1 protein-coding gene is annotated in these 438 nt (G+C 70.1%); it reads left to right on the top strand.

Features of this window, described 5'->3' with window-relative positions:
- A partial coding sequence (locus tag HK439_RS26505; protein ID WP_235988132.1) for a methyl-accepting chemotaxis protein occupies positions 1-438 on the top strand: 438 nt, incomplete at both ends.

The raw sequence follows: 438 nt of genomic DNA, 5'->3' as shown, positions 1-438 counted from the left end.
GTGGCCACGATGGAAGAGATCCAGCAGAGCAGCCGCAAGATCGAAGACATCATCGGCGTGATCGACAGCATCGCGTTCCAGACCAACATCCTCGCGCTCAACGCCGCGGTCGAGGCCGCGCGGGCCGGCGAGCAGGGCCGGGGGTTCGCGGTGGTGGCGGGCGAGGTGCGCCTGCTGGCCGGACGCAGCGCCGAGGCCGCGCGCGAGATCAAGGCGCTGATCAGTGCCTCGGTCGAACGGGTGGACGCCGGCTCGCGGCTGGTGCAGGACGCCGGGGCCACCATGGCGGACATCGTGCAGTCCGTGCAGCGCGTGGCCGACATGATCGGCGAGGTCACGGCCGCCGCGTCGCAGCAAAGCTCGGGCATCGCGCAGGTGAACCAGGCCGTCGGCCATCTGGACCAGATGACCCAGCAGAATGCCGCGCTGGTGGAAGAG

The organism is Roseibium aggregatum (assembly GCF_014692675.1).
GTDB lineage: Bacteria > Pseudomonadota > Alphaproteobacteria > Rhizobiales > Stappiaceae > Roseibium > Roseibium aggregatum_C.
Note: the sequence above shows the minus strand (reverse complement) of the source record. Positions and strands in the feature narration are given on the sequence as shown.